Origin of the sequence: Enterobacter sp. T1-1, assembly GCF_000710795.1 — a bacterium.
In the GTDB taxonomy this organism is placed as follows: Bacteria; Pseudomonadota; Gammaproteobacteria; order Enterobacterales; family Enterobacteriaceae; genus Enterobacter; species Enterobacter cloacae.
The window spans coordinates 41189-65668 of the sequence record NZ_JALW01000014.1 but is presented as its reverse complement, the minus strand read 5'-3'; the positions used below and the strand labels follow the sequence as shown (position 1 = coordinate 65668).

General features: G+C 55.1%; 24 protein-coding genes. 12 read left to right on the top strand and 12 right to left on the bottom strand.

What is annotated here, in order from left to right; genetic code table 11:
- Nucleotides 1-63: 63 nt before the first annotated feature.
- The 7 genes from ompL to yihU all read right to left on the bottom strand — a co-directional run bounded on the left by ompL (nt 64) and on the right by yihU (nt 8801).
- Entirely contained in the window at nt 64-750 is a 687-nt protein-coding gene (gene ompL / locus AK59_RS0106815) for a porin OmpL (protein ID WP_013099374.1), read from the bottom strand.
- Between the two features lie 74 nt (nt 751-824).
- Nucleotides 825-2249, bottom strand: a complete 1425-nt coding sequence (locus tag AK59_RS0106810) for an MFS transporter (RefSeq protein ID WP_029882359.1) — start codon at nt 2247-2249, stop codon at nt 825-827.
- A gap of 42 nt (nt 2250-2291) precedes the next feature.
- Nucleotides 2292-3674, bottom strand: a complete 1383-nt coding sequence (locus AK59_RS0106805; protein ID WP_013099372.1) for an MFS transporter — start codon at nt 3672-3674, stop codon at nt 2292-2294.
- Between the two features lie 45 nt (nt 3675-3719).
- Nucleotides 3720-5744 carry an alpha-glucosidase gene (locus AK59_RS0106800; protein ID WP_032618429.1) on the bottom strand — a complete coding sequence of 675 codons (2025 nt, stop codon included), beginning with the start codon at nt 5742-5744 and terminating at the stop codon, nt 3720-3722.
- Nucleotides 5745-5761: 17 nt separating this feature from the next.
- Nucleotides 5762-7003 carry a sulfoquinovose isomerase gene (gene yihS / locus AK59_RS0106795; protein ID WP_013099370.1) on the bottom strand — a complete coding sequence of 414 codons (1242 nt, stop codon included), beginning with the start codon at nt 7001-7003 and terminating at the stop codon, nt 5762-5764.
- Nucleotides 7004-7017: 14 nt separating this feature from the next.
- Nucleotides 7018-7893, bottom strand: a complete 876-nt coding sequence (gene yihT / locus AK59_RS0106790) for a sulfofructosephosphate aldolase (protein WP_029882357.1) — start codon at nt 7891-7893, stop codon at nt 7018-7020.
- Nucleotides 7894-7910: 17 nt separating this feature from the next.
- Nucleotides 7911-8801 (bottom strand): sulfolactaldehyde 3-reductase, encoded by an 891-nt coding sequence (yihU, locus tag AK59_RS0106785; protein ID WP_029882356.1) that lies wholly within the window; start codon nt 8799-8801, stop codon nt 7911-7913.
- A gap of 155 nt (nt 8802-8956) precedes the next feature.
- Between yihU and AK59_RS0106780 the strand changes: the two genes are divergently transcribed.
- The 6 genes from AK59_RS0106780 to fabY all read left to right on the top strand — a co-directional run bounded on the left by AK59_RS0106780 (nt 8957) and on the right by fabY (nt 13702).
- Nucleotides 8957-9853 carry a sugar kinase gene (locus AK59_RS0106780; protein WP_029882355.1) on the top strand — a complete coding sequence of 299 codons (897 nt, stop codon included), beginning with the start codon at nt 8957-8959 and terminating at the stop codon, nt 9851-9853.
- Nucleotides 9854-9887: 34 nt separating this feature from the next.
- The gene (locus AK59_RS0106775) at nt 9888-10688 is read left to right on the top strand and encodes a DeoR/GlpR family DNA-binding transcription regulator (RefSeq protein ID WP_020686879.1); all 801 of its coding nucleotides are present in this window, start codon (nt 9888-9890) and stop codon (nt 10686-10688) included.
- Nucleotides 10689-10807: 119 nt separating this feature from the next.
- On the top strand, nt 10808-11407 hold the full coding sequence (yihX, locus tag AK59_RS0106770; protein ID WP_013099365.1) for a glucose-1-phosphatase: 600 nt from the start codon (nt 10808-10810) through the stop codon (nt 11405-11407).
- On the top strand, nt 11401-12282 hold the full coding sequence (locus tag AK59_RS0106765; protein WP_029882354.1) for a virulence factor BrkB family protein: 882 nt from the start codon (nt 11401-11403) through the stop codon (nt 12280-12282). The genes yihX and AK59_RS0106765 overlap by 7 nt, the downstream gene beginning before the upstream one ends.
- Nucleotides 12279-12716: a D-aminoacyl-tRNA deacylase gene (gene dtd / locus AK59_RS0106760; protein ID WP_013099363.1), complete on the top strand. Its 438-nt coding sequence runs from the start codon at nt 12279-12281 to the stop codon at nt 12714-12716. The genes AK59_RS0106765 and dtd overlap by 4 nt, the downstream gene beginning before the upstream one ends.
- A gap of 44 nt (nt 12717-12760) precedes the next feature.
- Nucleotides 12761-13702, top strand: coding sequence for a fatty acid biosynthesis protein FabY (fabY, locus tag AK59_RS0106755; RefSeq protein ID WP_013099362.1), 942 nt, complete (start codon nt 12761-12763; stop codon nt 13700-13702).
- 12 nt (nt 13703-13714) lie between these two features.
- Here fabY and AK59_RS0106750 read toward each other — a convergent pair whose 3' ends face one another.
- Complete coding sequence (locus AK59_RS0106750) at nt 13715-14632, bottom strand: alpha/beta hydrolase (protein ID WP_029882353.1); 918 nt, start codon at nt 14630-14632, stop codon at nt 13715-13717.
- A gap of 199 nt (nt 14633-14831) precedes the next feature.
- Here AK59_RS0106750 and AK59_RS0106745 point away from each other — a divergent pair, with 199 nt between their 5' ends.
- Nucleotides 14832-15074: a ribbon-helix-helix domain-containing protein gene (locus tag AK59_RS0106745; RefSeq protein WP_020686881.1), complete on the top strand. Its 243-nt coding sequence runs from the start codon at nt 14832-14834 to the stop codon at nt 15072-15074.
- Between the two features lie 2 nt (nt 15075-15076).
- A complete protein-coding gene (locus AK59_RS0106740) occupies nt 15077-15448 on the top strand; it encodes a type II toxin-antitoxin system VapC family toxin (RefSeq protein WP_080292722.1) in 372 nt (123 codons plus the stop codon).
- 39 nt (nt 15449-15487) lie between these two features.
- Here AK59_RS0106740 and fdhE read toward each other — a convergent pair whose 3' ends face one another.
- Genes fdhE through fdnG form a run of 4 tightly spaced genes read right to left on the bottom strand, consistent with a single transcriptional unit; the run spans nt 15488 to nt 21011 of the window.
- A complete protein-coding gene (fdhE, locus tag AK59_RS0106735; protein ID WP_029882351.1) occupies nt 15488-16417 on the bottom strand; it encodes a formate dehydrogenase accessory protein FdhE in 930 nt (309 codons plus the stop codon).
- On the bottom strand, nt 16414-17049 hold the full coding sequence (gene fdoI, locus AK59_RS0106730) for a formate dehydrogenase cytochrome b556 subunit (RefSeq protein WP_013099357.1): 636 nt from the start codon (nt 17047-17049) through the stop codon (nt 16414-16416). Before fdoI ends, fdhE begins: the two co-directional genes overlap by 4 nt.
- Nucleotides 17046-17948 carry a formate dehydrogenase subunit beta gene (fdxH, locus tag AK59_RS0106725; protein ID WP_014833793.1) on the bottom strand — a complete coding sequence of 301 codons (903 nt, stop codon included), beginning with the start codon at nt 17946-17948 and terminating at the stop codon, nt 17046-17048. The genes fdoI and fdxH overlap by 4 nt, the downstream gene beginning before the upstream one ends.
- Nucleotides 17949-17960: 12 nt before the next feature.
- Entirely contained in the window at nt 17961-21011 is a 3051-nt protein-coding gene (gene fdnG, locus AK59_RS0106720) for a formate dehydrogenase-N subunit alpha (RefSeq protein WP_086527976.1), read from the bottom strand.
- A gap of 383 nt (nt 21012-21394) precedes the next feature.
- On the opposite strand from fdnG, the gene fdhD reads away from it, so the two are divergent.
- From fdhD to AK59_RS0106695, 4 genes are all read left to right on the top strand, one after another.
- On the top strand, nt 21395-22231 hold the full coding sequence (fdhD, locus tag AK59_RS0106710) for a formate dehydrogenase accessory sulfurtransferase FdhD (RefSeq protein ID WP_029882350.1): 837 nt from the start codon (nt 21395-21397) through the stop codon (nt 22229-22231).
- Nucleotides 22232-22345: 114 nt separating this feature from the next.
- On the top strand, nt 22346-22558 hold the full coding sequence (locus AK59_RS0106705; protein ID WP_013099352.1) for a DUF1471 domain-containing protein: 213 nt from the start codon (nt 22346-22348) through the stop codon (nt 22556-22558).
- Between the two features lie 402 nt (nt 22559-22960).
- Nucleotides 22961-23659 (top strand): DUF1120 domain-containing protein, encoded by a 699-nt coding sequence (locus AK59_RS0106700; protein WP_029882349.1) that lies wholly within the window; start codon nt 22961-22963, stop codon nt 23657-23659.
- Nucleotides 23660-23740: 81 nt separating this feature from the next.
- Nucleotides 23741-24436: a DUF1120 domain-containing protein gene (locus AK59_RS0106695; protein ID WP_029882348.1), complete on the top strand. Its 696-nt coding sequence runs from the start codon at nt 23741-23743 to the stop codon at nt 24434-24436.
- The last annotated feature ends 44 nt before the right edge of the window (nt 24437-24480 follow it).

Sequence of the window (24480 nt, the reverse complement as noted above, 5' to 3'; positions counted from 1 at the left end):
AGCCGGGTAAGCGCATGCGCCGCCCGGCAGTAAAAAGCCGCTGATTGCTCAGCGGCTTTTTTATTAGAACGAATACCGCAATCCCAGGCGAATCCGGTACTGCTCCCGGTTGTAATCATTCCATCTGTCCAGCCACTGCAGTTCAAGATATGGCAGCCAGTTTTTGTCGATCTTGTAGCTGAATTTATTGGTAATTTCCCAGTGATGATCTTTGCCATTTTTGCTGTGGTAATCATTCACCCGCTGGAAAAAGTGCGGTTCAAAGGTATAAAAAAACGCATCCGTCACTTTGAAATTCCAGTAGTTAGCAAACTCGTGCGTATCGTTCTTATCCATCTGCCCGTTATAGTCCGGCGTATCGTAATTGTTATGGTTATAGCGATAGCGGAACGTCAGGTTGAACCCGTCCGTAAATTTATAATTGGTATCTAAATAGACCGCACCACCCGATCCTGCGCTGCTGTCGTTAATCAATCCGCCGGGCTGGAAGGTGAGCTTGTCGGTGGGTTTAAAGAGCGGATACCACCCCTCTATTTCGTTATAGCTGTGCTTAAGCTCATCCCATTTCCCCACGTTATAGGCATTGGTGAACATCAGCCCCGCGCCCATATCGAAGTTATAGCCTGCACGCAGGATCACTTCGTGCAGCTCAGAGGCCGTATTGTATGCTTCGCGGGTTTCGACATAAGCCCCGGCAAATACCGGGCAGGACACAGACGACACGATCAGTACAGTAATGATTCTTTTCATAATTTGTCCATGTATCAGGTACAGAAAGGCCTCCCTCCTGATGAACAGGAAGGACATAGTGGCCGGTTTTATTGTTATAAAGTGACTGCTGACGCTTTATTGTTGGTGGTTATCTCAGGGGTATTCGCGGTTTGTTTTTTCCGTTTTCCAATCTCCTCGATAATAAAGGCGAAGCGCGCTTCGTTGAGTTTATAAAACAGCCCCATGGTCACGGCGGCAACGACGGCCAGGCCGCACGGCCAGAGGAAAATAAGCTGACGCAGACCAAGTAGTGTGCCTGCGCTCTGCACCGCATGGGGAACGTAGCCAATCTGGGTCAGCATGATGCCAGGCAGAAAACCGGCGAGGGCGGCAGAGATTTTGCGCGAGAAGGTATAGCCGGTATAAACCGACCCTTCAGCACGAATGCCCGTTTTCCACTCGCCGTAATCAACGGTATCCGGTACCAGTGCCCAGTTCAGGCTGTTCACAAACGCCGTGCCGAAAAACGCCATGCAGGAAAACAGCACGAACAGCAGGGAACTGGTCCCCCAGAAGAAGTTCAGCACGTCGCCCACCGCCCACAGCGCCAGCCCGCCCAGATAGACCGGTTTTTTGCCAAAGCGCTTCACCGCGCCGGGCACCAGAAACACGCCAATCAGAATGCATCCCATGCTGAAAAAGCCCATCCACGACAGCAAATGCAGATCGTTTAGCACGTACTGGGTGTAATAGACCTGAATCGCCAGCTTGATGTTAAAGGCGGCAAGGGTACACAGGTTGGCGATACACAACACCAGCAGCGGCGGATTGCGGAAAATCGCGCAGAATGATTTCAGAATGCCGGGCTTATGGTGATCGGGCGTAAGCTCCACGTAGCGCTCTTTCACGCCGCTGTAGCACCACCACATACAGACCAGGCCACCGGTGACGAACACCAGCGCCGCCACCAGATAGCCGAGGGAGGGCTGGCTGACGAACAGCGCCTGAATGGGCATAAAGCCGACGGTGCAGAGCAACAGCCCCACGGTTGCGCCGCCCTGACGCCACGCCGCAAGCTGTGCGCGCTCGTTCGGGTTTTTGGTAATGGCCGGTACCATCGCACCGTAGGCGCAGTTCATCAGGCTATAGCAGAGGCCAAACATCATGAAGAGCACGGTGGCGAGCGCCGTTTTCACCGTCAGGCTAAAGTCGTTGGCCATAAACTGCGCCGTCGCGACCAGCGCCACCGGGACGGAGGCATAAAGAATGAATGGCCGGAATTTTCCCTTCGCGCCGATGTTACGCCGGGAGTCCAGCAGCACGCCGGTCAGCATGTCGGTGAACGCGGTAAAAAACTTCGCTACCAGGAAAATAATGCCGCCATAGAAGGCGGGCATGCCCAGTTCGTCGGTGTAAAACTTCAGCAGATAAAGCGTGCCAATACACAGCATCAGATTCGAGCCAAAATCGCCCATCCCGTAGGCGCACTTCTCTCGCAGGCTCAATTTCAGGGTTAACGGATCAGTGTTATGTGTCATGGTCGATCCTCAGAGCGCCCGCAGGGCGCTCTATCTCGTCATTTATGCCGTACGTTTACGCAGTTCGATCTCTTCCACGATGCGCACGTACATCTTCTCGTTGAGATTGTAGAAACAGCCCATCGCCACAATGGTGATGACCGCCAGCAGGCTCGGATAGATAAAAATCAGCTGCCGCAGTCCTTCAACCGTTCCGGCGGATTGCACCACGTTGGGCACATAGCCAATTTGCGTGAGCATGATCCCCGGGAAGAAGCCCGCCAGTGCCTGAGATACCTTCCTGAAGAAGGTAAAGCCGGTGTAAACCGTTCCTTCAGATCGCACGCCGGTGCGCCACTCGCCGTATTCCACGGTATCGGATACCAGCGCCCAGTTCAGGCTGTTCACGAACGCGGAGCCGAAGAAGGCCAGGCAGGAGAACGCCACAAAGCTCACCGAGCCGCCGCCGAAGAAGTAGTTGAGCAGATCGCCCGCCACCCAAACCATCAGCCCGCCGATATAGACTTTTTTCTTGCCGAAGCGCCGCACCGCGCCGGGCATCATAAAGACGCCGATAAAAATACAGCCCATGCTGAAGAAACCCATGTACGACAGCAGGATCGGGTCGTTCAGCACGTACTGCGTGTAGTAAACCTGGATGGCGAGTTTGACGTTAAAGGCACCCAGCGTGCAGAGGTTGGCGATGCACAGGATAAACAGCGGACGGTTTCCGGCAATGGCGCGAAACGACTGCAACAGCCCCGGTTTTTGCGCCGGATGAGCAGGCTGCGTCTCGACGTAACGCTCGGTCACGCCCTTGTAGCACCACCACATAAAGAACAGCCCGAACAGCGAGAAAAGCGTGGCGGCAAAGATATAGCCAAGCTGATCGTTGCCCTCAATCAGGTTCATTACCGGGACAAAACCGACAGTACAGAGCAGCAGGCCAAGCGTGGCGCCGCCCTGACGCCAGGCGGCCAGCGAGGCGCGCTCGTCCGGGTTTTTGGTGATGGCGGGCACCATCGCGCCGTAAGAGCAGTTCATCATGCTGAAGAACAGGCCGTACAGCATGAACAGCACCGTTGCCATCACTGTTTTACCGGTGATTTCAAACGGCGTGCCGACGAAGTTGGCAATCGCCAGCAAGGTCACCGGGAAGGCGGCATACAGCACGAACGGGCGGAATTTCCCTTTCGGGCCGATGTTGCGCCGGGAGTCGAGCATGATCCCGGTGCCCATATCGGTGAAGGCGGTAAAGAATTTGGCAATCAGGAAGATGATCCCGCCGTAGGTACCCGGCAGGCCCAGCACGTCGGTATAAAACTTCAGCAGATACAGCGTGCCGATATCCAGCAGGATGTTAGAGCCGAGATCGCCCATCCCGTAGGCGAGTTTTTCTTTAAACGGCAGGCGTAGGGTTGCCGGATCAGAAGTATGTTGACTCATTATTGTTCTCCGTCTGCCCGCAGGTTTCCCCGCGGGCGAGCCTTATCAGATATGACGTAAGGTGTTAAACAGATCTGCCCATTCGCTTTGCTGGCGATAGAAGACCGGCGGTTTGCCGAGCGGGGCAGCAACGGTCACCTCACCGCCCTGGCAGGTTTCACCCGTCCACACATTCACCCAGTTGTCCTGCGGAAGATAGAGCGTCCAGTCGTGGCGGCCCTCTTCATGAACCGGTGCCACCAGCAGATCGCGGCCAAACAGGTACTGGTATTTCAGCGTGTAGGCGCGCGCGTCGTCTTCATAATGCAGGAACAGCGGGCGCATCACCGGCAGGCCACTTTTCGCGTTCTGCGCAACCGCAGCTTTGATGTACGGCTTCAGGGTGGTGAACACGGTGGTCATACGTGCAAAGTGCGCGATGGTTTCGGCGTCGCCGTCGAACTGCCAGTTGTCACCCGGGCGGTTACCTTCGTGGGTACGCATCATCGGCGTAAAGGCGCTGAAATCGCACCAGCGCAGCAACAGCTCTTTGGTGCGTTTCATCTCGAACAGGGTGGTATAGCCGCCGATGTCGCTGTGGTGCAGCCCGTGACCAGTCATCGCCAGAGACAGCGCAGCAGGTACGACGGACGCCAGACCGTCGTCCAGGCTCCAGTCGACGTTCTGATCTCCCGCCCACATCATCACCGAGTGCTTCTGGCTGCCGGTATAACCTGCGCGCATGAAGAACAGGATCTCGCCGAGCTTGCCGGTCTCTTCCAGCGCCTCGTAGTTACATTTGGCCCACAGGGCAGGCCAGGCGTTATGCATGATCTCCGCGCTGACGCCGTTGTGCAGGAAGGTATCGGTTGGCAGATATTCGCCAAAATCGGCCATCCAGCCGCCGCAACCCAGTTCGATCAGGTTCTTTTTGATCACCTCTTTGTACCAGCCGTAGGCTTCCGGGTTGGTCAGGTCGATAACGCCCGCATAGAACTCGCCAAACTCGACGTGGTAGTCCTTGCCGTCGGCATTTTTGGTCAGATAGCCGCGTTTTGCCGCCTCTTCACAGAGATCTTTGTCGCTGGCGACGTACGGGTTGATATAGGAGAGGAACTGCACGCCTTCCTGTTTCCACTGTGCAATACGCTCATTAAGCTGCGGATACAGCTCGCTGTTCCACTTCCAGTTCCACATCACGCGTTTGCCAAAGGAGGTCATGCGGATGCCGGACCAGTCCTGCGCCCAGATGCCGTTCACCTTCACCCCGCCCTGACGCATGACGTCGAGCTTGTGCTGACACACCCCGGTGCCGCCCTGAATGCCCAGCGTCACGCCGTCGTAAACCCAGTCCGGCAGCTCCGGCTGACGCCCCAGCAGGTCGGTGAGTTTTTCCAGCAGATCGACGTAGGTTTCTGCACATTCGAAGCGCAGCGTGGCGTTATCTTCCCAGAACGCCAGTTCGTGGAAATCCGGCGCGCTGAAGTCGAAGTTCATGTAGCAGCTGTTATCCACGTGGCAGTAGTACTTCTGGGTGCTCACGAAGGTAGGCTGGGGGAAGAAGGTCCAGTAATAATCGCCGCCCGCATTCTCTTTGCAGTCGGCCTGCCAGGTCACGTAGGTCTGCTTATTGCGGCCCACCCCCTGTTCGCTGGTCCACAGCGGGAACGGCTTTCCGCGCAGATCAAAGTACGAGAACTGCTCGCCGCAGCCGTAGATATGATCTTCAGGCTGGGCCGCCAGCCGCAGCCAGATGCGGTTGTGACAGGTGGCATCATTCTTCAGCTTCAGTTCCAGACGGCCTTCTACATCCACACCCACCAGCAGCGTCGCGCTCACCGCATCGCCACGGGTAAAGCGGATCGCCCAGCCTGCGCTTTGCTGTGTAACGGTCGCGTCCGTCAGGGCGATTTTTTCGTTGAGCTTGTCTTTGATGCTGAAGTTGCCGCGAAACATATCGATATCGGCAACGCCCGCGCCGATCCACAGGCAAGGTTCATCGGTGGAGTGGGATAAAATCAGACGGTCCTGCCAGCGCAGGGTGAAGCCATGTTCGTTATTTTTCAGATCAATATTGTGTAGGGTACGCATAGAAAACTCCGTCTTTATTATTTGGCCTGGCTATCCAGTAATCCGGCGGCTACGGCAGGGGCTAAGCCCGGGGCCAGCGGCAGGCGGGGGATCACCAGGCAGTGCAGCAGATGGTAAATATCCTGCTTGCCGTCCCAGACTTTGGTGGTCACTTCGTTGTTGGTGTCCAGCTCCTGCCACCAGGATCCGTTCTCGTAATCCATCAGGTATTTGATGCAGTAATCCCACCATTTCTGATACCAGGCTTCGTACTGCGCCTCGCCGGTTACGGTGTAGAGCGCATACGCAGTGCCCATCGCCTCGACGATCGGCCAGCGCACGCGTTCGCGCACGATAGGCTTGCCGTCCCAGCCAACGGAGTAGACGAACCCATCGGCTCCGTCTGGCGCCCAGGCATCGCGGATGGTGGCGTGGAACAGTCCTTTGGCGTCTTCCAGCAGCCACGCCGGTGGGGTTTCGAAGCGGGCTTCCAGCGCGGCACGCAGGTGCAGCATCAGGCGGCCCCACTCAATCCAGTGCCCTGGTGTGCCGCCGTAGGCGCGAAAACGGTGGGCGGGATTATCGATGTTGTAGTCGCGGATCGGGTTCCAGTTGGTATCGAAATGCTCGTTAACGCGATACTCACCTTTGCGCGCCACGTCGTGAATAATCACCGAGGCGATGCGCAGGGCGCGGTCGAGCCATTTACGATCGTGGGTTACGTCATACACGATGAGGAAGGCTTCCACGGCGTGCATGTTGGCGTTACCGCCGCGGTAATCTTCCGTTTTGCTGAAAGCTTCATCCCAGGACTCCAGGCACATCTGCTCCTGTTCGCTCCAGAAGTAGCGCTCAATCACCTCAATGGCGTCGTCCAGCAGCCTGCGCGCCTGCGGATGTCCGGTGGTGACGGCGCTCGCCGCGCCCAGCAGTACGAAGAAGTGCTGATAGCCCTGCTTGGAGGCATCCACCACGCCTTCATCGTTAACACAGGCGTACCAGCCGCCGTACTGTTTGTCGCGCAGCGGGCCGTTCAGGGCATTGATGCCGTGCTCAACCAGGGCATACGCACCGGGACGACCCATGTTCGCCGCTACCGCGTAAACGTGCAGCATACGGGCGGTGATCCACAGATGCGTGCCCATATCGCTGCGAACCTGCCCGTTATTGCCCAGCCAGCCGAAGCCGGTCGGTACGGCGGCGTTTTTACCGAAATCAAGAATGCGGTCGGTCTCTTGTTCGAGCCAGCGGTTATGGCTCAGGGTGTTAAACCATTTCATGTTCGGGTCCTTTCTTAACGGCGAGCCATCATTTCGTCGACGATCTCACCCAGACGCTGCAGTTTAGGTACGGAAATATCGCGAAGCATCAGCCCGGTGTCCGGCAGGCCAATCACCGATGACCAGACGGCGCGACCGGCTAAAAAGCCTGATGCCCCCGCCTGCATGGCAACGCTCACGGCGCGCGGGAATAATTTTTCGTCCACGCCGGAGGAGAGGATCACCCACGGCATGGCGATGTGCTCGTTCAGCTTCTGCGAGGCCGCCAGCAGTTCCTGCTGCGTGCCTTTACCCAACAGCGGCATCTCCACTTTGTAGAGGTCTGCACCGCTGTCGCCCAGTTCTTTGGCCGCATCGATAATCGCCTGTTCGCGGTTAAACCCGGCGCCGCGACGCGGTGGACGTACCACCGGCTCTATAATGCTCAGCAGGCCGTTGTCGTGGCACAGGGAGTTAAATGCCTTCACCATCTCAAGACGCTGCTGCGCGTCTTCATCGCTACGCCATAGCACCAGTAATTTCAGCGCCTTGCCGCCATCGCGTTTGACCGCCTGCGCATCGACGTTCTTGTCGATCGTCACGCTGTCGACGGGAATACCGTTCCCAGGAATAAACTCGTCGGCCGCCACAATCAGCGCGCAGCTTTTAGCTACGGCCTGCTGCTCCACAATCTGGCGATAGCAGAACTGCTGGTCGACGAGAATGGCAGAGGCGTACGGCGACAGAATTTTCGCCGCACTGACCTTAAAATCCGTCAGATGCTGGTCCGTGACCGGCACCGGCGCACCTGCTGCGGCAAACATCAGGCGCATCGCTTCGCGCTGATCGACGGCCAGCATCGCAAAACCGCCGGAAGGTCGGGTGATATCTTTCAGGGTGTACATCGTCATTCCTCAGTCCTTTCGTATCAGTGTGATTTTTTCAGCCCGGCAGATGCGCGAACCTGTTCAAGAATGGCTGTCCAGTCTTCGCGCCCGCGCCCGGCGGCGCGTGCCTGGTTGTAAACTTCGCGGGAAGCCGCGCCCAGCGGCATCGGAACGTGGAGCTGGTTGGCCACGTCCAGGGCGATCCCCAGATCTTTATGTGCAAGGTCGATCATGAAGGCGGGTGAAAGATCCCCTTTCAGCACCTTGTTCGGCCAGGAGGTGGTGAAATGGCCTTTACCTGCAGGCGTGCCGCTCATGACCTTGAGCGCCACCTCAAAGGAGAGACCGAGCGCTTCACACAGCACGGCCGCCTCGGCGGACAGGGCGTTTAGCGCAATGCTCATGTAGTTATTGATAAGCTTCACGCGGATGCCCATGCCCGGCCCGCCGGCGTTAATCAGCTCATTGCCCATCGCCATTAAGACGGGGGTGGCGCGCTCAACCTGCTCCGCCGTGCCGCCTGCCAGCAGGAGCAGCGTGCCGGCGATGGCATGGTCTGAGGTGCGCCCGACAGGTACGTCCATCAGGCTGAAGCCACGCCCGGCCATGTCGTGGATCAACGCGTCGGTTTGCAGGGGATGAATGGTCGACATATCGATCACCAGCGCGTCGCGAGATAAGCCTTCGCAAACGCCGTGTTCGCCAAACAACACGCTGCGCACCAGGTCGCCGTTGGGCAGCATGGTAATGACGAACTCGGCATCCGTTGCGGCCTGCGCGGGCGTTGCCGCCGCCTTCGCGCCGCTCTCCACCAGGATCTGAACCGCCTGCGGGTTCACATCAAAGACCTGAAGCTGGTGACCTTGCTTCAACAGATTCTTCGCCATTGGCGCGCCCATCTGCCCTAAACCGATAAATGCGATTGCTGACATGCCTCTCTCCTGTCATATCGTGTCAATTTTTGCGCGTTTATGTTGTCTGTTTTTGATCGTATTTGTAATTTATAGTCAAAAAATTGACAGGGGTCACTTTTTAAACATTTGATGAAATTAAAATGAAGGCATCAGAAATTGCAGAAGGAAGCACCATGACTCGCATCGTTTGTGTCGGCATAACCGTGCTGGATCGCATCTGGTATCTCAATGATTTACCAAAAGAAGGTGGGAAATATGTCGCAAAAGACTATACGGAAGTGGGCGGCGGCCCGGCGGCAACTGCGGCGGTGGCGGCGGCAAAACTGGGGGCATCCGTGGATTTTATTGGCCGGGTGGGTGACGACGATACCGGCAGAAGGCTGCTTGCGGAGCTGGAATCCCTGGGGGTGAACACCCGCTACACGCGCATAGTGAAAGATGCCCGCTCGTCACAATCGGCGGTGCTGGTGGACGGCAGCGGGGAACGCATCATCGCGAACTATCCCAGCCCCGATCTTCCCGCTGCGGCAGACTGGCTGCAGGGCATCGACTTCTCGCAATGGGACATTGTTTTAGCCGATGTGCGCTGGCATGAAGGGGCGAAGCAGGCGTTTACCCTTGCCCGCCAGCAAGGCGTCCCCACGTTGCTCGATGCGGATACAACCCCTCAGGACATCGCGGAACTTATCGCCCTCAGCGATCATGCTGCCTTTTCCGCGCCGGGGCTGCGTCGGGTAAGCCATCTTGAGGAAACGGAAGGTGCGCTTAAAAAAGCACAAACGCTCACAAATGGACATGTCTATGTCACGCAGGGCCGGGACGGCTGCTTTTGGCTGGAGAACGGTGTCCAGTGCCATCAGCCGGGTTTTGAGGTCGAGGTGGTTGATACCACCGGGGCGGGGGATGTTTTCCACGGTGCCCTGGCGGTCAGCCTGGCGCAACGGTTATCTCCAGCGCAAGCCGTGCGTTTCGCCAGCGCCGTCGCCGCGCTGAAATGTACTCAGCCCGGCGGTCGCGCAGGTATACCCGACTGTGATCAAACCCGCTCTTTTTTGTCACTTTTTGTATAAAATGCGGGGCGTGATGGTTTTCAGAGGACAGCCCATGAGCCTTACCGAACTGACCGGCAACCCGCGTCACGATCAGCTGCTGACGCTGATAGCCGATCGCGGATATATGAACATTGATGAACTGGCGCAGCTGCTGGACGTCTCGACGCAAACCGTGCGCCGGGATATCCGCAAGCTGAGCGAACAGGGACTGATTACGCGACATCATGGCGGTGCGGGCAGGGCATCCAGCGTGGTGAACACGGCCTTTGAGCAGCGCGAAGTGTCGCTGACTGAAGAGAAGCGGGCGATTGCCGAAGCAATTGCCGACTATATTCCTGATGGTTCCACTATTTTCATCACCATTGGCACGACCGTGGAGCACGTGGCCCGTGCGCTGCTCAACCATAACCATCTGCGTATCATCACTAACAGTCTGCGGGTGGCACACATCCTCTATAAAAATCCGCGTTTTGAGGTGATGGTGCCCGGCGGTACGCTGCGTCCACATAACGGCGGCATTATCGGTCCGGCGGCGACGGCGTTCGTGTCTGGCTTTCGGGCGGATTATCTGGTGACCAGCGTGGGGGCGATTGAACACGACGGCGCGATGATGGAGTTTGACGTCAATGAAGCCAGCGTGGTGAAAACGATGATGGCTCACGCCAGACATATTTTACTGGCGGCCGATCATACGAAATACACCGCCTCTGCCGCCGTGGAAATTGGCAACGTGGCGCAGGCAACGGCGCTCTTTACCGATGAACTGCCCGGCTCTGCGCTACATAACCATCTCAAATTCAGCAAGGTAGAAGTTGTCGAAGTCAGCACAGGCGACGAGCAGCAGGCTGGATAACCTCTCTGACGGCCCGAAAATCCCTTCGGGCCGTTCCTTTCTTTAAGCTGAATCTGGCGCATAGCCAAACCTTATCTTTCCCGCTACAGTTACTTTTCCACGGCGAGCAGGAGATAAACATGCTTTATATCTTTGACTTAGGAAATGTAATCGTCGATATCGATTTCAATCGGGTGCTGGGCGCATGGAGCGATTTTAGCCGTGTCCCGCTGGCGACGTTAAAACAGAGTTTCGCCATGGGCGAGACATTCCATCAGCATGAACGGGGTGAGATCAGCGACGAAGTGTTTGCTGAACGTCTGTGCCATGAAATGGATCTGCCGTTAAGCTACGAACAGTTCTCCCACGGCTGGCAGGCTGTATTTGTCGCTATCCGCCCTGAGGTTATCGACATCATGCATAAACTTCGCGAGCAGGGTCACCGGGTCGTCGTGCTGTCGAACACCAACCGCCTGCACACCACGTTCTGGCCTGAAGAATATCCAGAAGTTAAGGCCGCAGCAGATAAAATCTACCTCTCGCAAGAGATGGGGATGCGTAAACCCGAAGCGCGGATTTATCAGGCGGTACTGCAAGCGGAAGGATTCTCCGCGTCCGATGCGGTCTTTTTCGATGACAATGCCGATAATATAGAGGGAGCTAACCAGTTGGGTATTACGTCAATTCTGGTGACCGGAAAAGAGACGATACCGAACTACTTTGCGAAGCAGTTATGCTAAAAACCGTTCATCTAAAAGCCACGCACCATACTCGCCCGCTCAGGGCCTGGCTAAAACTCCTCTGGCACCGTATTGATGAGGACAACATGACCACGCTGGCGGGTAACCTCGCCTACGTGTCGTTGCTCTCCCTGGTACCGCTGGTGGCGGTTATTTTTGCCCTTTTTTCCGCTTTTCCCATGTTTGCAGAGGTCAGCCTGCAGTTGCGTCACTTCGTCTTTGCGAATTTTATTCCTGCCACTGGCGATGTGATCCAGAACTACATTGAACAGTTTGTCGCAAACTCCAGCAAGATGACGGCAGTGGGGGCGTGCGGGCTTATCGTCACCGCGCTGCTGCTGATGTACTCCATCGACAGTGCGCTTAATACAATCTGGCGGAGTAAAAAAGTCCGCCCGAAGGTCTATTCCTTTGCTGTTTACTGGATGATTTTAACTCTCGGCCCGCTGCTGGCGGGGGCGAGCCTGGCGATTAGCTCCTATCTGCTCTCCCTGCGCTGGGCCAGCGATCTCAACGGTGCCATTGATAACGTGTTGCGTATCTTCCCGCTGATTTTATCGTGGCTCTCTTTCTGGCTGCTCTACAGTGTGGTGCCGACCACGCGCGTGCCGAACCGTGATGCGGTTGTTGGCGCACTGGTGGCAGCGGTACTCTTCGAACTGGGCAAAAAAGGGTTTGCCCTTTACATCACCATGTTCCCCTCCTATCAGCTCATTTACGGCGTACTGGCGGTGATCCCCATTTTGTTTGTCTGGGTTTACTGGACCTGGTGTATCGTCTTGCTTGGTGCGGAAATAACTGTCACTCTCGGCGTATACCGCGAACTTAAAAAAGCAGCAGAAGCTGAAAAACAACAAGAAGCAGACCAACCATGATTGCATTGATACAGCGCGTAACCCGTGCCAGCGTCACCGTGGAGGGAGAGGTGACGGGTGAAATTGGCCCAGGACTTTTAGTGTTGTTAGGTGTCGAAAAGGATGACGACGAACAAAAAGCCAACCGCTTATGTGAACGCGTGCTGGGCTACCGTATCTTCAGTGATGCGGAAGGCAAGATGAACCTTAACGTCCAGCAATCGGGCGGAAGCGTGCTGGTGGTTTCCCAGTTTACGCTGGCCGCCGATACCGAACGCGGCATGCGCCCGAGTTTCTCAAAAGGTGCGGCCCCGGATCGGGCAGAAGCGCTTTACGAGTACTTTGTTGAGCGTTGTCGCCAACAGGAAATGAATACGCAAACCGGACGATTTGCTGCAGATATGCAGGTATCGCTGGTGAACGATGGCCCCGTCACATTCTGGCTCCAGGTATGAGCCAACTGGCGGCGTGGCCGCGGGTAACAAGAGAGAGTACAGCTATGTATCACCTTCGAGTACCGCAAACGGAAGAAGAGTTAGAAGCCTATTACCAGTTCCGCTGGGAAATGCTGCGCAAGCCATTACATCAGCCTAAAGGGTCTGAACGCGACGCCTGGGACGCCATGGCACATCATCAGATGGTGATGGACGAAGAGGGTAACCTCGTTGCCGTCGGGCGTCTGTATATTAATGCCGATAACGAAGCCTCTATTCGTTTTATGGCGGTCCATCCCTCCGTGCAGGACAAAGGGTTAGGTACGCTGATGGCGATGACCCTGGAGTCCGTGGCCCGTCAGGAAGGCGTTAAGCGCGTGACCTGTAGCGCCCGCGAAGATGCTGTTGAGTTCTTCGCCAAACTCGGTTTTGTTAATCAGGGGGAAATTACGACCCCGCAAACCACGCCGATTCGCCACTTTTTGATGATTAAACCCATCGCCACGCTGGATGATATTCTCCACCGCGCGGACTGGTGCGGACAGCTTCAGCAGGCCTGGTATCAGCACATCCCTCTGAGTGAAAAGATGGGGGTGCGTATTCAGCAGTACACCGGGCAAAAATTCATTACCACCATGCCGGAAACCGGCAATCAGAACCCACACCACACGCTCTTTGCCGGCAGCCTGTTTTCGCTCGCCACGCTCACCGGCTGGGGGCTTATCTGGCTGATGCTGCGTGAACGCCACCTTGGCGGCACGATCATTCTGGCTGATGCCCATATTCGCTACAGCGCCCCCATAAGCGGCAAACCGAGCGCCGTGGCCGATCTCGGCTCTTTGGGGGGCGATCTCGACCGCCTGGCGCGCGGTCGCAAAGCCCGTGTACAGATGCAGGTTGAACTCTTTGGCGATGAAACCCCAGGCGCGGTGTTTGAAGGCACCTATATCGTTCTGCCTGCGAAGCCGTTTGGCGCGTATGAAGAGGGCGGGAACGAGGAGGAGTAAGGTTCCCCGATGTTATCGCCGGGCGGAGTTGATCCGCCAGGCGATGTCCCGAAGAACATCTCGCGCTGATGGACTGACGCCGGCAAGCTGGAAGAAGCCGTGGATGACACCCAGCCAATGCTGCGCTGTGCAAATAACCCCTTGTTCTGTCATATGTTGATAAAGTGCCTGACCCTCGTCGCATAGCGGATCGTACTCGGCGGTAATAATATGCACCGGCGGCAGGCCATTGAAATCATCCCGCCAGAGTGGGCTGGCTTCAGGGGTCCGGCGGTCTGTCTCTGCCAGGTACATGTCATAACCACTCAGCAGCGTATCGCGCGTGATAACGTAGTCCTGCCCATTATGGGTGTAGCTTGCAAAGCTGGCTGTGGCGTCGAGCATAGGGTAGATAAGGATAAGCTGGGCCGGATTCCACTGTGTTTTAGCCTTGAGCCGCAGCGCGGTGACCAGTGCCAGATGGCCGCCTGCACTGTCACCACAAAGCGTAATCCGGTTTTTATCCACACCGACTTTTTCTGCATGTTGCCAGACAAGCTCCGCCGCTCTCTCTGCATCATCATGCGCAGCGGGGAAGGTATGCTCCGGTGCCAGCCTGTACTGAACCGCAACCACCCGACACTGACCGTAATACGCCAGCTGGCGGAGCTGATTGTCATGGGTTGCAAACCCACCGCTGACAAAACAACCGCCATGGTAGTAGAGGGCACAAGGTAACGTTTCAGAGACATTGAGAGGCGAAAATACCCGAAAGGTAAGGCCATCAATGACAAGCGTTTCAACCTGCACGCGGGTTTCGGTCTCGCCGGCAAGTACAGTGCTGGCTACATATCCGGCTCTCCGGTCATCAATACTCTGCTTACGCGCGCCAGGTCGGCCTGCAGCGATAAAATCCTGCACAAGCCTATCAATACCCTTTTCCAGTGCCATGGTGATGTCCTTTTGCTGTATGTATATACAGATTTATAGCCTGATTTAATGCAGATGAAAACAGCGAAATCTGAGGATGCGAACGATATGGAAAGCGGCTCGCAAAATTGATTACTCTCGAAAAAATGCCCTTTAACCCTAAATTGATAAGGTGTATTTTGCCTGAAAATTAACCGCAGATGATATACTAGGGTGATATATGAGTGTTTTGGCGGAACTGGATATGGGCAGAATACTGATCGATTTATCTGATGACGTGATTCAACGGCTGGATAACCTCAAGCAACTGCGAAATCAGCCGCGCGCTGAGCTGCTACGGGAGGCGATAGAGCTGTATCTCGACCAGCAGAGTTCGTCTGTTATCCGCGCTGCGCTTGGCTTGTGGGGAGACAAGAAAGAAGACGGGCTGGAGTATGAACGTAAGCTGCGTGAGGAATGGTGATCGTGAACAATATGGCCGTGTTTGATACCAATATTCTCATTGATCTCTTCAACAACCGTGTCGAAGCTGCGGATGCGATTGATCATGCCGCGTCACATCGAGCCATTAGCTTAATTACCTGGATGGAGGTGATGGTGGGCGCACGCAGGCATGGTCATGAAGCGAAAACGGCAGCCGTGATGGGCGCTTTCGAAATTATTGATGTGTCTCGGGATATCGCGGAAAGAAGCGTTTTACTGCGTGAAAAACATGGAATGAAACTGCCTGATGCCATCATTCTGGCCACAGCCCAGAGCAGAAAATGTCCGTTGATTTCTCGAAATACGAAAGATTTTTCGGGTATTGATGAGGTCGTTACGCCTTATCAACTGTAGGCCGGGCAAGCTTGCGCCGCCCGGCACTATTACAGGAGATTACTCCCCTTCACCCGGGAACAGGAACGGGTTGATAGAGCTACGGGCAAAGCCCTCTTGCTCCATTTTGGCGTCCAGAATCAGCGAGGCGAGATCGTCGGCCACCGCTTCAACTTTCGGGTCTTTCTCCTGATACAGAATCTTCAGATACGTACCGCAATCGCCGCAACTTTCAGCTTTTACCGCCGCGTCTTCATTTTCCAGCGACCAGTAGTTCAGATCGCGGGTCTGCTCGCAGTTGCTACACTTCACGCGCACCACATGCCACTCGGTTTCACACAGGTTGCAATGCAGGTAGCGCAGCCCCTGGGTGGTGCCGATCTGTACCATGCTGGAGACTGGCATTGAGCCACACACCGGACAGAACTGGCGCGCTTCGCCGTATTCGGCGCGCGCTTTACCGGGGATCAGACTGGCCATTTGCGCCCAGTAGAGCGACAGCGCAGCCCAGATAAACGGCGCTTTATCGCTGCTGACCAGCGAGAAGTCAGAGGCAAACAGCGCGCTCGCCATCTCTTCCAGCTCCTGATCGGAGGCTTTTTCCAGGTTCTCAATGACCGCCAGCGCGGTGCCGCTCATCTCGGGCTTCAGCTCGGCAATCAGAGAATGCAGCAGCTTATGCCAGTGCTTGTCACGTGGCAGGACGTGAATATCCAGCGGCGGCTTGCCCTGCTCACTGGCTTCTTTGATGCGCGCAGTCAGATCCATTTGCAGCGGGTGGTCGTACAGCACCACTTCCTGCGCATGGGCAACCAGCGCGGCAAAACGCAGAAAATCGCCCAGCGGGTTGTTCTCTGCCAGCTCGCGCAGGCGCTCTGCACGGCGGTTGTAGAGGTTCTTGAGTCTGGGGAATAACAACGGCGGAATATATTCCGCCGTGCGTTTCTCGCTCGACCCCAGCTCATCTTGCGGGATTATGCGAATACTCATTCAGATGACTTTTCCTGTTTCTGGCGGACTTCACGGTACCAACGCGGGTGATGTTTCTTCGCCCACGTTTTGGTTACCCATCCTTCCACCATCGCGGTAATGGTGCCTTTCACCCAGAGGGCGGCGTAAATATGCACCATGATAACCACAATTAACGCCACTGCGGCAAATGAATGCAGCATCAGCGCGAATCGGATCACCGGGATTGAGAAAGCAGGCGCAAAGTACGGACGCCAGATGATCACGCCGCTCACCAGCAACAGGACCAGGAAGATAATCGCCGCCCAGAATACGCACTTCTGGCCGAAGTTATAACGCCCGGTGTCACCCACTTCCTCGTTGACGACGATCTTACGAATATTCTTCGCCCAAAAGATATCATCCCGATTGATTAGGTTATGGTGCCAGTAACGGAAAAACATGATGATAAACGAGGCAAACATCACCACACCCACGAACGGGTGAAGGATGCGCGCCAGCTGTGGCGTACCCAGTATCTGCATCAGCCAGTTGAAGGACGGGAAGAAGAACCCCAGCCCGCTTATCGCCGCCAGCATAAAGCAGAAGGCGGTGACCCAGTGGTTGATGCGTTCCGGCGCGGTGTAGCGCACGATGGTGTCACGTTTTTTCATTTGCGCACCTCGTCTTTCTCTTCATGCAGGTTGTCGTCTTCCTCTTCCGCGCGGTTCGGACCGACGCCGACGTAGTGGAAGATGCTCGCTGCGAAGGTGGCAGCAAAGCCTACCGCTGCCAGCGGTTTCCAGATGCCTTTCCAGAACTTCACGGTGGCGCTGATTTCCGGGTTCTCCGGCAGGCCGTGATACAGATTCGGCTTGTCGGCATGGTGCAACACGTACATGACGTGCGTACCGCCCACACCGGCCGGATCGTACAGGCCAGCGTTATCGTAACCACGGGTTTTCAGTTCACCCACGCGTTCGGCCGCCAGCGTTTTCATATCCTCTTTGGAGCCAAAGTGAATGGCGCCGGTTGGACAGGTTTTCACGCAGGCTGGCTCCTGGCCAACGTTCACGCGGTCAACGCACAGCGTACATTTGTAGACGCGGTTGTCTTCCGGGTTCAGTCGCGGCACGTCAAACGGGCAGCCCGCGATGCAGTAGCCGCAGCCGATGCACTGCTCGGACTGGAAGTCGACAATGCCGTTGGCATACTGAATGATAGCCCCTTCTGACGGACACGCCTTCAGGCAGCCCGGATCCGCACAGTGCATACAGCCGTCTTTGCGGATAAGCCATTCCAGTTTGTCGTTCTGCTCCACTTCAGAGAAACGCATTACCGTCCAGGACTTGGCGGTCAGGTCGGCCGGGTTGTCGTACACCCCGACGTTGTGACCCACTTCGTCACGGAGGTCGTTCCACTCTGAACAGGCCACCTGACAGGCTTTACAGCCGATACAGGTGGTAACATCGATAAGCTTCGCCACTTCCTGCTGGTGGTCCCGCGCCTGAGGCGCGGGCGTGAAACCGTTAGTCGCGGAACGACGAATAATGTCCTGAGATTGATAAGCCATAAGTCGTCTCCGTTACACCTTTTCCACGTTCACGAGGAAGGCCTTAAACTCCGGCGTCTGCGTGTTCGCATCACCGACGAATGGCGTCAGGGTGTTCGCAATGAACCCTTTCTTCGCCACGCCCTCATAACCCCAGTGAATCGGAATACCGATGGTATCCACCTGCTGACCGTGTACGTTCAGCGTGCGAATACGCTTGGTCACTACCGCCTTGGCCTTGATATAGCCACGGTTGGAGGAGACCTTCACGGTATCGCCATGGGCAATGCCGAGCTTGTTCGCCAGCTTCTCGCCGATCTCCACAAACTGTTCCGGCTGCGCGATGGCGTTAAGTAGCGCGTGCTTGGTCCAGTAGTGGAAGTGCTCGGTCAGACGGTAAGTGGTGCCCACATACGGGAACTTGTCTTTTTTACCCAGCGCTTCAAAGTCGCCCTTAAAGATACGGGCAGCCGGGTTAGAGACCACGTTCGGGTGCAGCGGGTTAGTACCCAGCGGCGTTTCAAACGGCTCGTAGTGTTCCGGGAACGGCCCTTCCGCCATTTTATCGATGGCAAACAGGCGTCCCATCCCTTCAGGCTGCATGATAAACGGCCCGACATCGCTGCCTGGTGCGGCAGTGCTGTAGTCCGGAATATCCACGCCGCCCCATTTCGCGCCGTCCCATTTCAGAAGCTGACGCTTCGGATCCCACGGGTTGCCCTGCGGGTCAGCGGAGGCACGGTTATAGAGAATGCGGCGGTTCAGCGGCCATGCCCAAGCCCAGCCCAGCGTATTGCCAAGGCCCGATGGGTCAGCGTTATCGCGGTTGGCCATCTGGTTGCCTTTCGGCGTCCAGCTACCGGTAAAGATCCAGCAACCGCTTGAAGTGGTGCCGTCATCACGCAGGTGCGCGAAGGTGCTGAGCTGATCGCCTTTTTTCGCCAGCACGGTACCGGTGGCCGGGTCGATAACGTCCGCCAGCGCCTTACCGTTGCTCTCCATCGCCACTTCTTCCGGGGATGGATTCTCCGGCGTCGAATAGTTCCAGGTCATGTTCAGAACCGGTTCCGGGTTCGCGCCGCCTTCTGCCGCGTACATCTTACGCAGGCGTAAGAAGATACCGGCCAGGATCTCGCCGTCGTTCATGGCGATGCCCGGGGCGTCCGCACCTTTCCAGTGCCACTGCAGCCAGCGGCCAGAGTTGACGATAGAACCGTTCTCTTCCGCGAAGCAGGTTGATGGCAGACGGAACACTTCGGTCTGAATTTTTGACGGATCGACGTCGTTCGATTCACCGTGGTTCTGCCAGAAGGTCGAGGTCTCGGTGTTGAGCGGGTCGATGGTAATCAGGAACTTCAGTTTCGACAGAGACTCGACAACCTTGTTCTTGTTCGGGAACGAGGCGACCGGGTTAAAGCCCTGGCAAATGTAGCCGTTGACCTGACCCTGGTGCATCATCTCGAAGTACTGCAGCACGTCGTAACCTTTGTCCCACTTCGGCAGCCAGTCAAAGCCCCAGCTATTTTCCGCCGTCGCTTTGTCGCCGTAGAAGGCTTTCATCAGCGAGACGAAGAACTTCGGATAGTTGCCCCAGTAGTTCACCTGGCCTTCTAGCAGCGGTTTTGGCGTGCTGGCTGTAAGGTAGGTTTGCAGGTCCGGTTGTTTCTCGCTTGGCAGGTTCATATAACCTGTCAGGCTTTGTGACAGCAGGCCGAGGTCGGTCAGACCCTGAATGTTGGAGTGACCGCGCAGGGCGTTCACGCCGCCGCCTGCCATCCCCATGTTGCCGAGCAGCAGCTGAACCATCGCCATGGTACGGATGTTCTGCGCACCAATGGAGTGTTGCGTCCAGCCGAGGGCATACAGGAACGACGCGGTTTTGTCTTTCGCGCTGGTTTCGGCGATAAGCTCGCAGACCTTCAGGAAGTCAGCCTTTGGCGTACCACAGATGTTCTCAACAACGTCCGGCGTATAGCGAGAAACGTGCTCTTTCAGCAGGTTCCACACGCAGCGCGGGTGTTGCAGGGTGGTGTCGCGCTTCGCAAAGCCGTTCTCGTCCAGCTCGTAGTTCCAGCTGGTTTTGTCGTACTTGCGTTTTTCGGCATCGTAACCGCTGAACAGGCCATCTTCGAAGTGGTAATCCTCACGCACGATCAGGCTGGCGTTGGTATAGGCTTCGGTGTATTCGCGGTTGTATTTTTCGTTAGTCATCAGGTACAGCAATACGCCTGACAGGAAAGTGATGTCAGTACCTGAACGAATAGGGGTGTAGAAATCCGCCACTGACGCTGTACGCGTAAAGCGGGGATCGATCACAATCAGTTTCGCACCGTTGTGGATTTTGGCTTCCATCGCCCAGCGGAACCCGACAGGGTGCGCTTCAGCGGCGTTACCGCCCATCACCACAATAAGGTTGGCGTTCTTGATGTCGACCCAGTGGTTGGTCATCGCACCGCGACCAAATGTTGGAGCAAGACTTGCTACCGTTGGTCCGTGTCAGACACGCGCCTGGTTGTCGACCGCGAGCATACCGAGTGCGCGCGTGAATTTCTGGGTTAAATAGCCGGTTTCGTTACTGGAAGCCGATGCACACAGCATCCCGGTCGAGAGCCAGCGGTTGACCGTCACGCCGTCGGCGTTCTTCGCAATAAAGTTGGCATCGCGGTCTTCTTTAATCAGTTTAGCGATGCGGTCAAATGCTTCTTCCCAGCTGATTTGCTGCCATTTATCAGAGCCAGGCGCGCGATATTCCGGGAATTTCAGACGGCTTTCGGAGTGGATAAAGTCCACCAGACCGGCCCCTTTCGGGCACAGCGCGCCGCGGTTGACCGGATGGTCCGGGTCGCCTTCAATGTGGAAGATAGACGCTTTGGCGTTTTTAGCACCGTCGCCGAGGCTATACATTAACAGCCCGCAACCGACAGAGCAGTACGTACAGGTATTACGGGTTTCACGGGTGCGCAGCAGTTTATACTGCCGCGTTTCCGCCAGCGCTACGCCAGGCGCAAAGCCCAGTGCCGCTGCCGTGGTGCCTGCCATACCGCCAGCGCAGATCTTAAAGAACTGCCTTCTGCTGACCTGCATGGGTCACTCCTTGTTTCGACATTGCTTACATATGTAGTTTTGACTTCGCGGTTGAATAATGACCGCAAAGGAGAAAAATTTGCGTTAATCCCTCATTTCTCCGGGGGATATCACCAGAATACCACAATGTCGGTACGCCTGTTCCAATGGCGTTAATACAAAGTGAACGTATTATCACCGTGTTGATTATAAAGTGTGATATCAATCACATTATTAACCCCGCATGTTACAGGGGTGTAGCATGGCGCCGGTTGCACCTCTCCAGAATGAGTAGGTAAACTTGAGGCGGTTGGGTGCTGAAAAGTTGATCCATACTATGCGTAAGGCCTGTGGTTTATGCTGCAATAGCAGGCTCACCTCCGTGGTTGTTCAGGAAAACCGTTGTGTCTAAACAAAACCGTGCTACCCACTCGTCACCGCTGCCAGCAGGCATTGTGGAGCTGTCGGTACATCGACCCCCTCACATTACCCACGCCACGCCCGATTTTCTGGCGGAAGAAGTTCCCGTCGCCCTGGTGTACAACGGCATCTCGCACGTTGTGATGATGGCGTCGCCAAAAGATCTTGAACTGTTCGCCATCGGGTTTTCGCTCTCGGAAGGCATCATTGCGCATCCGCAGGACATTTACGGCATGGATGTGGTTCAGGCCTGCAACGGTCTGGAAGTGCAGATCGAACTCTCCAGCCGTCGCTTTATGGGGCTGAAGGAGCGTCGTCGTGCGTTGGCTGGGCGAACAGGGTGCGGCGTCTGTGGCGTTGAGCAACTGAACGATATCGGCAAACCGGTCGCGCCGTTGCCCTTTACGCAGACCTTCAATCTGGCCAACCTCGACCACGCGCTTGCCCACCTCAACGACGTGCAGCCCATCGGTCAGTTGAGCGGCTGTACGCATGCGGCGGCATGGGTTCTGCCATCAGGCGAGATCGCCGGTGGGCATGAAGACGTGGGACGTCATGTGGCACTGGATAAACTGATGGGGCGTCGGGCGCGGGAGAGCGATCTCTGGCAGCACGGCGCAGCGCTGGTTTCCAGCCGCGCCAGCTACGAGATGGTGCAAAAATCTGCGATGTGCGGCGTCGAAATCCTGTTTGCGGTCTCGGCGGCGACGACGCTGGCGGTAGAGGTGGCAGAGCGTTGTAACCTGACGCTGGTCGGCTTCTGCAAACCGGGAAGGGCTACCGTTTACACGCATCCTCAGCGTTTAATTGTTGATCAGTAATTTTGAATGATAATAACAAATCCTTCCGCTTTTAGTTGTCGGTTATGAGGTCTAGTATTTATCTCATCAAGGCACGGTGCCTTACCTAAACAACTTAACGAAAGGGTTTATATCATGAAAAGCATCAAAACTTTTGTCGCTGTAATCGCTCTGGCTGCTTCATTCGGTTCTTTCGCTGCACAGACTGTCACCGCTTCCGCCTCCACGCTGGATGGCGCAGAAGCGAAAATCGCCGCTCAGGCTCAGGAAGCGGGCGCGTCCTCTTACAAAATTACTCAGGCATTCTCTGGTAACCGCGTACATATGACCGCTGAACTGAACAAATAAGTTGTGTTGCCACTGTCCCTTGCTCTTCGGAGCGGGGACGGGTGTAAAAAACTCATCCTGCTTCTCGCTTGCAAAGGCGAAATCTCCCCTCCCTTCTCAATCGTTATTCCTGTTTAACGCTTATCGTTAAATAACCCTCTTAAATAATTTGTCTGATAAGACTGTCGATAACATAATTCCCTTCAATGCTTTTAAGCCGCTGGCGCTATTTGCATTCATATTTCAAATAATTGATCTTAATAGTTAAGGAATTCCTCAGGTCTAAATCCTAAAGATGGGTCAGACAATTGATAGCGGTTATTGATGCTGGTATTTTCCGGCAATTAATATTGCTTATCGATACCCTCGGCCAAATGTCGGAATTTGGCTTTCTTTTGTATTTCACCTTAATAAGGAAATTGAATGAACGCACTGATCAAAAAAGGAATGCTGGTTACAGCGTTAGCCTTGTCGGTTAATACAGTTATGGCTGCACAAAGCATTGATATTAAAGTAACAGGTAAAATCCTTCCATCCTCATGCACCCCAGCCTTCCCAAGCGGCGGCGGTGTGGCTGACTTCGGTACCATGAAAGTGGCCTCCCTCAACTCGACAACTGTAACCCCGCTGACGGATATGAAAGAAATTCCTGTTGCCATTACCTGTGAAGAAGCCACGCGTGTTGCGGTGAAGTTTACCGATTCGCGCGACGACTCTTCCCCAACAGAAAGTATCAAAATGGGTAATGGTTTTTCAGGTACACCAGCTTATGTGTTTGGCTTGGGAATGTATAACGATAAAAAAATTGGTGCCTATACATTAGCGATACCCCGCACGCAAGGTGTTAACACCAACGCTAATGGCGATTCACTTTACCCGATGTCGAGCGTAGACGCTGGTAAAACCTGGGGCACTAAAGGTATCGACTATTTGCAAATTTCCAGCAATAACTCTGAAATATATGGATTTAGTACGGAGAGATCGGGTACCGAGCTTTCTGCTCAAAGCAAGATCAACTTTAAGGTTGCTGTGAGCGCCACAATCAACCCAACCAACGATTTAAACGTCACGGATGAAGTGACGCTGGACGGTTTAACCAACGTTGAGCTGGTTTATCTCTGATTATCACATCGCTGATAACTCACCGCTCCTCAATTCAGGTTATGGGAGCATTATTCATCAATATAGTGCTAAGGAAATTAGATGAGCGCTCTAATCAAAAAAACAATGCTGGTTACAGCGTTAGCCATGTCGGTTAATACAGCTATGGCTGCACAAAGCATTGATATTAAAGTAACAGGAAAAATCCTTCCATCATCATGCACCCCAGCCTTCCCAAGCGGTGGCGGTATTGCTGACTTTGGCACCATGAAAGTGGCCTCCCTCAACTCGACAAGTGTAACCCCGTTGACGGAAACGAAAGAAATACCCGTTACCATTACCTGTGAAGAAGCTACGCGTGTTGCGGTGAAGTTTACCGATGCGCGTGACGACTCTTCCCCAACAGATCTTATCGCGATGAAGACGTTATATGGCTCCCCAGCGTTTACCTTTGGTCTGGGAATGTATAACGGTAAAAAAATTGGTGCCTATGCATTAGCGTTATTTAACACTAAAGGTGCTAATACCAACGATGCGGGTGACTCACTTTATCCGATGTTTAGTTTAGATGGCGGTAACGGCTGGTCATATAAAGGTTATGAGTATATGCAAATCACCAGTGATAATCGTGAAATTTATGGATTTGGTACGGATCGTTCTAGTGGTGTGCTTTCAGCACAAAGTAAGATCAACTTTAAGGTTGCTGTTGAAGCCACAATTAACCCAACCAACGATTTAAATATCACGGATGAAGTGACGCTGGACGGTTTAACCAACGTTGAGCTGGTTTACCTCTGATTATCACAGTGCTGATAATTCACTGCTCCTCTGATTAGGGGAGC

Excerpts from the sequence above, each read along its gene's own strand:
- ompL (WP_013099374.1), bottom strand. The coding sequence starts at position 750 with ATGAAAAGAATCATTACTGTACTGATCGTGTCGTCTGTGTCCTGCCCG.
- AK59_RS0106810 (WP_029882359.1), bottom strand. The coding sequence starts at position 2,249 with ATGACACATAACACTGATCCGTTAACCCTGAAATTGAGCCTGCGAGAG.
- AK59_RS0106805 (WP_013099372.1), bottom strand. The coding sequence starts at position 3,674 with ATGAGTCAACATACTTCTGATCCGGCAACCCTACGCCTGCCGTTTAAA.
- AK59_RS0106800 (WP_032618429.1), bottom strand. The coding sequence starts at position 5,744 with ATGCGTACCCTACACAATATTGATCTGAAAAATAACGAACATGGCTTC.
- yihS (WP_013099370.1), bottom strand. The coding sequence starts at position 7,003 with ATGAAATGGTTTAACACCCTGAGCCATAACCGCTGGCTCGAACAAGAG.
- yihT (WP_029882357.1), bottom strand. The coding sequence starts at position 7,893 with ATGACGATGTACACCCTGAAAGATATCACCCGACCTTCCGGCGGTTTT.
- yihU (WP_029882356.1), bottom strand. The coding sequence starts at position 8,801 with ATGTCAGCAATCGCATTTATCGGTTTAGGGCAGATGGGCGCGCCAATG.
- AK59_RS0106780 (WP_029882355.1), top strand. The coding sequence starts at position 8,957 with ATGACTCGCATCGTTTGTGTCGGCATAACCGTGCTGGATCGCATCTGG.
- AK59_RS0106775 (WP_020686879.1), top strand. The coding sequence starts at position 9,888 with ATGAGCCTTACCGAACTGACCGGCAACCCGCGTCACGATCAGCTGCTG.
- yihX (WP_013099365.1), top strand. The coding sequence starts at position 10,808 with ATGCTTTATATCTTTGACTTAGGAAATGTAATCGTCGATATCGATTTC.
- AK59_RS0106765 (WP_029882354.1), top strand. The coding sequence starts at position 11,401 with ATGCTAAAAACCGTTCATCTAAAAGCCACGCACCATACTCGCCCGCTC.
- dtd (WP_013099363.1), top strand. The coding sequence starts at position 12,279 with ATGATTGCATTGATACAGCGCGTAACCCGTGCCAGCGTCACCGTGGAG.
- fabY (WP_013099362.1), top strand. The coding sequence starts at position 12,761 with ATGTATCACCTTCGAGTACCGCAAACGGAAGAAGAGTTAGAAGCCTAT.
- AK59_RS0106750 (WP_029882353.1), bottom strand. The coding sequence starts at position 14,632 with ATGGCACTGGAAAAGGGTATTGATAGGCTTGTGCAGGATTTTATCGCT.
- AK59_RS0106745 (WP_020686881.1), top strand. The coding sequence starts at position 14,832 with ATGAGTGTTTTGGCGGAACTGGATATGGGCAGAATACTGATCGATTTA.
- fdhE (WP_029882351.1), bottom strand. The coding sequence starts at position 16,417 with ATGAGTATTCGCATAATCCCGCAAGATGAGCTGGGGTCGAGCGAGAAA.
- fdoI (WP_013099357.1), bottom strand. The coding sequence starts at position 17,049 with ATGAAAAAACGTGACACCATCGTGCGCTACACCGCGCCGGAACGCATC.
- fdxH (WP_014833793.1), bottom strand. The coding sequence starts at position 17,948 with ATGGCTTATCAATCTCAGGACATTATTCGTCGTTCCGCGACTAACGGT.
- AK59_RS0106705 (WP_013099352.1), top strand. The coding sequence starts at position 22,346 with ATGAAAAGCATCAAAACTTTTGTCGCTGTAATCGCTCTGGCTGCTTCA.
- AK59_RS0106700 (WP_029882349.1), top strand. The coding sequence starts at position 22,961 with ATGAACGCACTGATCAAAAAAGGAATGCTGGTTACAGCGTTAGCCTTG.
- AK59_RS0106695 (WP_029882348.1), top strand. The coding sequence starts at position 23,741 with ATGAGCGCTCTAATCAAAAAAACAATGCTGGTTACAGCGTTAGCCATG.